6 protein-coding genes are annotated in these 9315 nt (G+C 65.7%); all 6 read left to right on the top strand.

The genetic code is table 11. From position 1 onward, the window contains the following. Positions 1–2767, top strand: a 2767-nt coding sequence (locus RTN46_RS12480; RefSeq protein WP_312181805.1) for an FAD-binding and (Fe-S)-binding domain-containing protein, incomplete at its 5' end; no start/stop codon positions are given. A gap of 121 nt (positions 2768–2888) precedes the next feature. Next, positions 2889–4088 carry a helix-turn-helix domain-containing protein gene (locus tag RTN46_RS12475; RefSeq protein ID WP_312181803.1) on the top strand — a complete coding sequence of 400 codons (1200 nt, stop codon included), beginning with the start codon at positions 2889–2891 and terminating at the stop codon, positions 4086–4088. A 191-nt stretch (positions 4089–4279) separates the two neighbouring features. Next, a complete protein-coding gene (locus RTN46_RS12470) occupies positions 4280–5407 on the top strand; it encodes an alcohol dehydrogenase catalytic domain-containing protein (RefSeq protein ID WP_312181802.1) in 1128 nt (375 codons plus the stop codon). Positions 5408–5494: 87 nt separating this feature from the next. After that, the gene (locus RTN46_RS12465) at positions 5495–6868 is read left to right on the top strand and encodes an NAD-dependent succinate-semialdehyde dehydrogenase (RefSeq protein ID WP_312181800.1); all 1374 of its coding nucleotides are present in this window, start codon (positions 5495–5497) and stop codon (positions 6866–6868) included. 112 nt (positions 6869–6980) lie between these two features. Continuing rightward, complete coding sequence (locus RTN46_RS12460) at positions 6981–8135, top strand: ROK family transcriptional regulator (RefSeq protein WP_312181798.1); 1155 nt, start codon at positions 6981–6983, stop codon at positions 8133–8135. A 75-nt stretch (positions 8136–8210) separates the two neighbouring features. Then, on the top strand, positions 8211–9281 hold the full coding sequence (locus RTN46_RS12455; protein WP_312181797.1) for an extracellular solute-binding protein: 1071 nt from the start codon (positions 8211–8213) through the stop codon (positions 9279–9281). The last annotated feature ends 34 nt before the right edge of the window (positions 9282–9315 follow it).

Genomic DNA, 9315 nt, shown 5'->3' with positions numbered 1-9315 from the left:
CAGCACCAGGGAAATCGACCGCCGGAAAATGGCGCACGATGCATCCCACTACCTCCTGATCCCCCAGGCCGTAGCGACGCCGTCCACCGCCGATGAGGTCGCGGACCTGCTGCGCCGCAGCCGGGAACTCGGGATCCCGGCAACGTTCCGCTCCGGCGGGACTTCCCTTTCCGGCCAGGCACTCAGCGACAGCCTGCTCATCGACACCCGGCACCATTTCCGGGGCATCGAGGTGCTCGACGGCGGCTCCCGGGTGCGGGTGGCCCCCGGAGCCACGGTGCGCTCCGTCAATGCCCGGCTCGCCGCCCACGGCCGCAAGCTCGGCCCGGACCCGGCGAGCGAGATCGCCTGCACGATCGGAGGCGTGGTCGCCAACAACTCCTCCGGCATGGCCTGCGGCACCGAGTTCAACACGTACCGGACGCTGGAGTCCATGGTGCTGGTCCTGGCAGGCGGAACCGTGCTGGACACGGCGGCTCCTGACGCCGAGGAGCGGCTGCGCGCCCTGGAACCGGAGCTGTTCGACGGTCTGCTGCGGCTGCGCGGACGGATTGTGTCGAATCCGCACTCCGTCGCCACGATCACCCGGCTGTTTTCGATGAAGAACACCATGGGTTACGGGCTCAACTCCTTCCTGGACTTCGAGAGTCCGGTGGACATCCTGGCCCACCTGATGATCGGCAGCGAGGGCACCCTGGGCTTCGTGGCCGAGGCTACCTTCCGCACCATCCCCGCCCTGCCGAAGATCGCCACTGGCCTGATGTTCTTCGAAACGCTCGACGCCGCGGCCACCGCCCTGCCGGAGCTGACCGCCACAGGACTGGCCACCATCGAACTGATGGACGCCACGTCCCTGCGGGTCGCGCAGCTCGCGGCCGACGCTCCCCCGGAGCTGAAGGGTATCGACGTCCGGGCGCACGCCGCGCTGCTCGTGGAGCACCAGGCCGCCACGGCGGAGGAACTGGACACCAAACGCGAACTCTCCCGCCCGCTCTTCGATTCACTGCACCTGGCGGCACCGTTTGCCATGACCTCCCAGTCCGCGGACCGGGCAGCGATGTGGCACATGCGCAAGGGCCTCTACACCACGGTTGCCGGCGCCCGTCCGTCGGGCACCAATGCCCTGCTGGAAGACATCGTGGTTCCCGTCCCGTCGCTGGCCCGCACGTGCGGTGAACTGGCGAAGCTCTTCACCGAGCACCATTACCGGGACTCGGTGATCTTCGGGCATGCCAAGGACGGCAACATCCACTTCATGCTCAACGAGAATTTCTCCGACCCGGCGGAGCTGGCCCGCTACGAGGCGTTCACTGAGGAAATGGTGGACCTGGTCCTGGCCGAAGGCGGCTCCCTGAAGGCCGAACACGGCACCGGCCGGATCATGGCGCCCTACGTGCGCCGCCAGTACGGCGATGAGCTCTACGGGATCATGTGCGAGGTCAAGTCGCTGATCGACCCGCCGAACCTGCTCAATCCCGGTGTCCTCATCAATGACGATCCCCGCGCCTACATCGAAAACCTGAAAGTTGCTCCCACGGTTGAGGAGGAAGTGGACCGCTGCGTCGAATGCGGTTACTGCGAACCGGTCTGCCCCAGCAAGGACCTGACCACCACGCCCCGCCAGCGCATTGTGCTGCGCCGGGAAATCGCGGCGGCCGAAGCCCGCGGCGATGCCGCCCTGGCCAAGGAACTGCGCAGCGACTATGACTACGACGGCGTGCAGACCTGCGCCGCCGACGGCATGTGCGTCACCGCGTGCCCGGTACTGATCAACACCGGTGACCTGGTCCGCCGGCTGCGGGCCGAAAACGCGAATCCGGTGGCCGGAGCGGGCTGGAAGTCCGCCGCCGGGCACTGGGGAACCGTGACGGCCCTGGGCGGGAAGGCACTGTCTGTGGCCAAGGCCGTGCCGGCGCCGCTGCCCAAGCTGGCAACCGCCGTCGGACGTTCGCTGCTGGGCGCGGACAATGTGCAGTCCTACGAGACCGTGCTGCCGGCCGGCGGCACCCGCCGGACCCCGCGCGAGGATCCGGACCCGGTGGCGGTGTTCTTCCCCGCCTGCATCGGAACCATGTTTGGGCCGTCCGAGGACGGCAGCGGTCACATCGGCGAAGGAGCCGGCGCCGCGTTCCTGGAACTCTGCGAGCGCGCCGGCGTCGGTGTCCGGGTGCCCAACGGGATCGGCGACTTGTGCTGCGGAACGCCCTGGAAGTCCAAGGGATTCACCTCCGGTTACCAGGCCATGACGGAGCGGGTGCTGGCTAACCTGTGGGTGGCCACGGGCGGCGGGGAGCTACCCGTTGTGTGCGATGCGGCCTCCTGCACCGAAGGACTGGAAACCATGAAGCGGCTGGCCGGAGAGAGCCCGTCCTACCCGGGGCTGCGGTTTGTGGATTCGGTGGATTTCGTTCATGAAACCGTCCTTCCGCGGCTGGAGGTCACGGCGAAGCTGGGCTCCCTGGCTCTGCACCCGACCTGCTCCTCGACCCAGCTGGGCGCCAATGACGCCCTGACCAGCATCGCCTCGGCCATCAGCGGCGAAGTCTTCGTGCCGCCGAGCTGGGGTTGCTGCGCCTTCGCCGGGGACCGGGGGCTGCTCCATCCGGAGCTCACCGCGTCGGCCACGAACCAGCAGGCCGCCGAGATCAACGCCCGCACCTTCGACGGGTATGCCTCCGTGAACCGCACCTGCGAAATCGGCATGAGCAAGGCCACCGGCCACTCCTACCGGCACATCCTGGAGTACCTGGCCGAAGCCACGCGGTAACCGTCACGCCGCGGTCGTGGCCGGGCCCGTTGCTGCTCCGGCTTACCCTTGGGTATTGAGCAACCTGGACGGTGTTCAGCGTTCAGTGTTCCGCGGGAGTTGTGGGAGAGGATCTTGGCGCATGCGAAATACCGGTACCGTCCTGGCCGATGACTCGTTGAATGCTCAATCGTTGAAGGCTCACTGGACCGGACTGCTGGAATCCGTATGGGAGAGGCGGGCCGGCCTGACCACCGAGCACCTTCGCCGGTTCCACGAAGGGGCATTTTCCAGTGCGCACCGGGTCGAGCCCGGTGAAATCGAGGTCTTCACCCGTGAAGCCTTCGAGATGCTGATGCTCCAGCTGAGGGGCAAGGCCCTGCCGGAGCACCTGGCCCGGATTCCGCGGACCCTGGGAATGCGACGTGCCCGCCAGAACGTGGATTTGGACGAATTGCTGCGGGCTGTCCGCCTGCATTTCGGTGTCCTGCTGGACGCGTTGGGCGCATCGGCGGACGACGCCGATCTGCGCGCCCTGGTGCAACACCTCAGCGAAGTCAACGACACCGTGGAACGGTACGTTCTGGATGTCCAGTATGAGTATCTGCAGGAACAGTCGAGCTTGATCCACTCCAGCCGACTCAAGACCACACACAGCGTCTCGCGCCTGTTCACGGGCGACCTGGGACAGCCCGGTGCCCTTTCAGAGATTGCAGCTGAGCTGCGCGTCCCCGAGGACGCTGTCTTCGAATTGGTGGCCGCAGTTGGCGAGCACATTCCGGCCCTGCGTAATTTTCTCGAAGAGCTCCGCGGCGATGAGGACTATTTCGACTATGAATCCGATGGGATTCTGCTGGCGTTCCGCCGCCAGTTCTCCGCGGGTGACCCGAACGGGTTCCCGGATCTGCACGGTGGTTACCTGTCCCACGTTCATGGCCTGGCCGAAGTCCCGCGTGCCCTGAATGCTGTAGCGCTGCTGGCACGCGCGGCGCCGGACGAGCCCGGGCTGCTCGGCCTGGATCGTGGGTGGCCCCTGCTTGCATCCGCCTACTTGGAAGCCAACGTTCCCGATTTCCATGCACGCGTGCTGGGCGGCTTGGCCGGCGTTGCCCCGAACGAACGCGATCGAATGCTGGAAACCGTTCAGGCGTATCTGGAAACCGGTTCCCTCAAGGACTCCGCGGACCTGCTGTTTTGCCACCGGAACACGGTCATTAACCGGTTGGCGGGGTTCAAGGCCGCAACAGGTTATGACGTCCGGGTGCCGCGGGAAGCTGCCACGGTACTTGTAGCCGCCGGTTATTCAGCCCAGGAGGTCCGCTTCCAATTCCGCGCTGATTGAGGCTGGCTGGGGCTTAGCAAAGAAAGTCCAGGCCGAGCACAAGGGCGTTATCCCGCACTGTGCAAACGCCTATTCCGGCCTGCCTTTTCCACTGGGTTAAGTCCATTGAAGGGCCAATCGGGCTATCCGTAACGTTTAGTTCACCTTGCAGCTATTGCCGTGCGGGGAGACTCAACGGAAGGAAGCATTTTATGACTGCCACTCAAACCGGGTCCACGACGGTCACCTCACGCTCGTTGCTTTTTGATGGTGCGGGCTCCATCCCTTACATCAAGGAAATCTCCGTCCGCACACCTCGCGCCGGCGAGGTACTGGTCAAGATGGCCGCCGCGGGGGTGTGCCACTCCGACCTGCATGTCATCAACGGCGATTGGCCCTTTCCCTACCGGCTGACGCTGGGGCATGAAGGAGCCGGGATCGTGGAGTCCGTCGGAGCCGGAGTTCACGACCTCGAGCCCGGCGATCAGGTGGTGTTCTCCTGGTTTGCCCCGTGCATGAACTGCCCTTCCTGCCACGAAGGGAAATCGTGGTTGTGCCAGGCCAGCGGCGCGTTCGTGAACGGCCTGCCCGACGGTTCCACGCCGCTGACTGCCGACGACGGCAAAGAGGTGCGCCCGCACCTCGGTGTTGGGGCATTCTCCGAATACAGCCTTGTGCCCCGGCCGGCCGCAATCAAAATCCCCAGTGACGTTCCGCCGGAAGTCGCTGCGCTCATCGGGTGTTCCATTGCCACGGGCATTGGCGCCGTCACCAACACAGCGGACGTCCGTGCCGGGCAGACCGCCGTTGTTGTGGGCTGCGGTGGCGTGGGGCAGGCACTCATCATGGGACTGAAGCTGGTCGGCGCCCGGCAGATCATCGCGGTGGACCTCTCCGAGAACCGCTTGGAGATCGCACGCAGCTTCGGGGCCACGGACGTCCTGAAGGGCGATGACCCCGATCTGGCGAAGAAGATCAAGGAGATCTCCGGCGGAGGAACCGATTTTGCCTTCGACGCCATCGGGCTGACGAGCACCTCGGCGGCGCTGACCGGCTACCTCAAGCAGGGTGGCGCCGCGGTTTATGTCGGTATGCCCGCACGCGACGCCGAAGCCGTCATCCGCCCCTGGGAAATCATTGCCGCTGGACAGCGGATCCTGGGCTGCAACTACGGCTCCACCCGCCCCGCCGTCGACTTCCCGAAAATCGCGGACCTGTACCTGGCCGGGCTGCTTCCGCTGGACGAGATGGTCGGCGAGCGCATCGGGCTGGACTCCGCGGCCGCGGCGATCGCGGGCCTCAAGTCCTCCTCCGGGCGCCGCAGCGTGGTTGTGTACTAGGCCTTTACCAAGCCGCTGTCTGAGCCGTTCCCCGGCTGTCGACGTAGTATCGCCAGCCCACAACCTGCCCCATAAGGAGAAGCATTCATGAGTCTTTACTCCGTAAGGAACCCGGCCACGGGGGAAACCCTTGCCACCTATCCAACGGCTACTGATGCCGAGGTAGGCAATGCCGTCACCGCTGCCGATGCAGCGTTCAGCAAATGGAACCGTTCCACCCTTGAAGAACGTTCGGAACTGCTGGACCGGGTGGCCGATCTCTACGCCGAACGCCGCGACAATTTGGCCGCGATCATTACGCGCGAAATGGGAAAACCCATTGTCCAAGCCGGTTTTGAGGTGGACATTGTTATTTCCATTTACCGCTACTACGCGCAAAACGGGCCCGCGTTCCTCGCTGATGAGGAACTGGACGTGGCAGCCGGCGGAACGGCGATGGTCCGCCGGGAAGGCCTGGGGGTGCTTCTGGGCATCATGCCCTGGAACTTCCCGTACTACCAGGTTGCCCGCTTCGCCGCCCCGAACCTGATGAACGGCAACACCATCCTGCTCAAGCACGCCCCGCAATGTCCGGAATCGGCTCTGGCCATGGAAGCGATCTTCAAGGATGCCGGCGCCCCGGAGGGAGCCTACATCAACGTTTTCGCGACCAACGAGCAGATCGCGGCGACCATTGCCGACCCGCGGGTGCAGGGGATTTCGCTGACCGGTTCCGAGCGTGCCGGCTCCGCCGTGGCCGAGGTGGCCGGCCGCAACCTGAAGAAAGTGGTCCTGGAACTGGGTGGATCCGATCCGTTCATCCTGCTGGACACCAAGGACGTGGATGAGTCAGTGTCCCGTGCAGTGTTCAGCCGAATGCTCAACGGCGGGCAGGCCTGCAACGCCGGCAAGCGGTTTGTGGTGATGGCGGATATCCACGATGAGTTCGTGCAGAAGCTGACCGCCGCAATGGCAGCCATCAGGCCTGGCGATCCGACCGATCCGAAAACCTTCCTAGGCCCGTTGTCCTCCACGGCCGCCGCCGATCAGCTGGCGGGCCAGGTCGCGGCCGCGGTTTCCGCCGGTGCCGTGCTCCATACCGGCGGAGCACAGACGGCACCCGGCTCGGCCTATTTCCAGCCGACCGTGCTCACCGGCATAACACCGGACATGGACGCGTTCCATCAGGAGCTGTTCGGGCCGGTTGCCATGGTTTTCAAGGTCCACGATGAAGAAGAGGCCGTCCGCATGGCCAACGACACCCCGTTTGGCTTGGGCTCATCGATCCATACCGATGACGAAGCCAAGGCGCTGCGCGTGGCCGGACAGATCCAGGCCGGGATGGTCTACATCAATGAGGCCGGGGGAAGTGCCGCGGAACTCCCCTTCGGCGGCATCAAACGTTCCGGTGTGGGCCGTGAACTGGGCAAATACGGCATGGACGAGTTCGTCAACAAGAAGCTGATTCGCATCAGGAAGTAGCACCGCAGCAACGGCTTCTGCGGCGCAGGACCCAGGGCTCTACGGCTCCGGGCCTTGCGCCGCACTGAAACTATCTCTTGCATTCTTACTTTCTTCACCGTATAAAGTAAGAATGTCGTCCACCTCACAAAGCCGTGCACCCCAGAGCAGCGCGCCTACCGGCCGCAACGAGTTGCGCCGAATCCGGGTGGAGTCCGTTATCGGGGCCCTCCTGAGCAGCGGCCCGATCTCCCGGACCGACCTCGCGTCCGTGACCGGATACAGCCCCTCCACCGTCACCGGGATCGTCCAGGAGCTGCAGGGAATGGGCTACCTCCAGGAAGTCGGGCACCGCGAATCGACCGGAGGACGACGCCGCACCCTCGTGGAGCTGGACCGGACCGCCATTTCACTGGTCGTGGCCGAGATCAGCGGCGGCCGCATTCGGGCCAGCCTCATCGACCTGGATGCCAGGGTCCTGGCCACGCAGGACTCCCCCTTCGACCCGGCTGATCCGGTCAGCGCCACCGCCCTCGCCGTCGCCGGCCTCGGCGAGCAGGCAGCCCGCCGCCCGTCCCGGCTCGTTCTCGCGCTGCCCGGCGTAGTCGCCGCGGACGGCACCGTAAGCCTGGCCCCCGCCTTCGCGGCCGCCGGGGATCCGCAGCTGGCCCAGGCCCTGGCCCGCCGGACCGGCCTGCCCGTCACGGTGGAAAACGACGTCAACCTCATCGCTCTGGGTGAGCGCAGCGCGGGAGCTGCCGCCGGCGTCGACGATTTGGTCCTGATCCACATCGCCGAAGGAATCGGCGCCACCATCCTGAGCGGCGGGCTGCTGCTCGGTGCCACCCGTTCCGCCGGGGAAGTCGGCTTCCTGCCGGTCGGCCTCGCACCGGTACCCCACGGTAACCGCGGCAGCTTCGAGGAACGCTGGAGCACCCCCGCCATTGCCGCGGCGGCGCAGACCGCCGGCCTCGAGGTGAGCGAGTCCGACGTCGTTGCCCGGCTTTGCACCGACCCCGCCGCCGCCGCGCTGCGTACCGAAGTGCTGGATGCCTGGGCCTGGGCCGCAGTGATCTGCTCCTGCCTCCTGAACCCGGCCCTGGTGCTCTTCTCCGGTGATGCCATTGGCCTGGACGACTCCGCCCGGACTGAGCTTTCCGACCGGATCCGTGCCTCAGCGCCGTCCGCCCCGGAGGTCACCTTCGCCACCCTCGGCATCGAAGCCGTCCTCTTCGGCGCCGTGGCCCGCGTCCTCGAGGATCCCGCCAGCCTGATTACCCCGGCCTGATCACGCCGGCCTGCCCCCACCAGATTTTCCACCAGCACCAAGACCCACAAGCACTACACAACCAAGGAGAAGTACATGGCTCTGAACCGCAAAATCCGCGGCCCGCTCGTCACCGTTGCCGGCGGCCTCGCCCTTGCGCTTGCGCTCTCGTCCTGCGGACTGGACGAATCCTCGTCAGGCGCGGAAGGTTCCGAAGGCGGCGACCTCACCATCTACACCGCCCGTGACAAGGGACTGGCAGAAGCAGTTGTCGCCGACTTCGAAGAAGCAAACCCGGAGTACGCCGGCAAGGTCCAGATCCTCACCCTCGGCGCCCAGGAAGCACTCGAACGCATCCGCGCCGAGAAGGCCAACCCGCAGGGCGATATCTGGTGGGGCGGCACCGGCCAGCAGATGAAGCAGGCTGCCGGCGATGACATCCTGGCACCGGCTCCCGACGCCGTCGTCGAGGCCGTTCCCGAAGCGCTCCGCGACCCGGCCGGTCTCTGGGTTGGCGAAATGCAGCTGGCCGAGGTGATCTTCTACAACCACGACATGCTCACCGAAGAGCAGGCCCCCAAGGACTGGGACGATCTGATCGCCCCCGAGATGGCGGACAAGATCGCGATCCGCGACGTCGAGGCCTCCGGCACCATGCGCAGCATCTACTCGGCCATGATCGACCGCAAGTTCGACGAAGCCGGCTCCCCCGAGGCCGGCTACGAGTGGCTGCGCCAGCTGGACGCCAACACCAAGGTCTACGCCGCCAACCCGACCGACCTGTACCTGCGGGTGACCCGCCAGGAAGCAGCCGCCAGCGCCTGGAACCTGCAGGATGTCATGCTGCAGATCGACAGCCAGAACGCGCCCTACACCCCGGTTGTTCCGGAGTCCGGCGCACCGATGCTGGTTGACGGCGTCGCCAAGATCAAGAACGGCCCCTCCTCCGACGCCGCTGATGCGTTCCTGGAGTTCCTCCTGAGTGAGGACACCCAGAAGGGACTCTCCGAGACGTACTACCAGATCCCCTCCATCGAGATGACCGAGGAGCCCGCCTGGCTGGCAGACCTCAACCTCAAGGAGATGGAAGTCGACTGGGAGCGCATTGGCGCGAACGAAACCGAATGGATCGGCTACTGGGCCGAAAACATCAAGGGCAAGAACTAACCGGCCCTACTTCGGGGCGGGCGGTCCCTGACCG

Source organism: Arthrobacter sp., assembly GCF_031988865.1.
Taxonomy (GTDB): Bacteria; Actinomycetota; Actinomycetes; order Actinomycetales; family Micrococcaceae; genus Arthrobacter_B.
The sequence above is the reverse complement of the archived record's forward strand: the minus strand, read 5'-3'. Positions and strand labels throughout refer to the sequence as shown.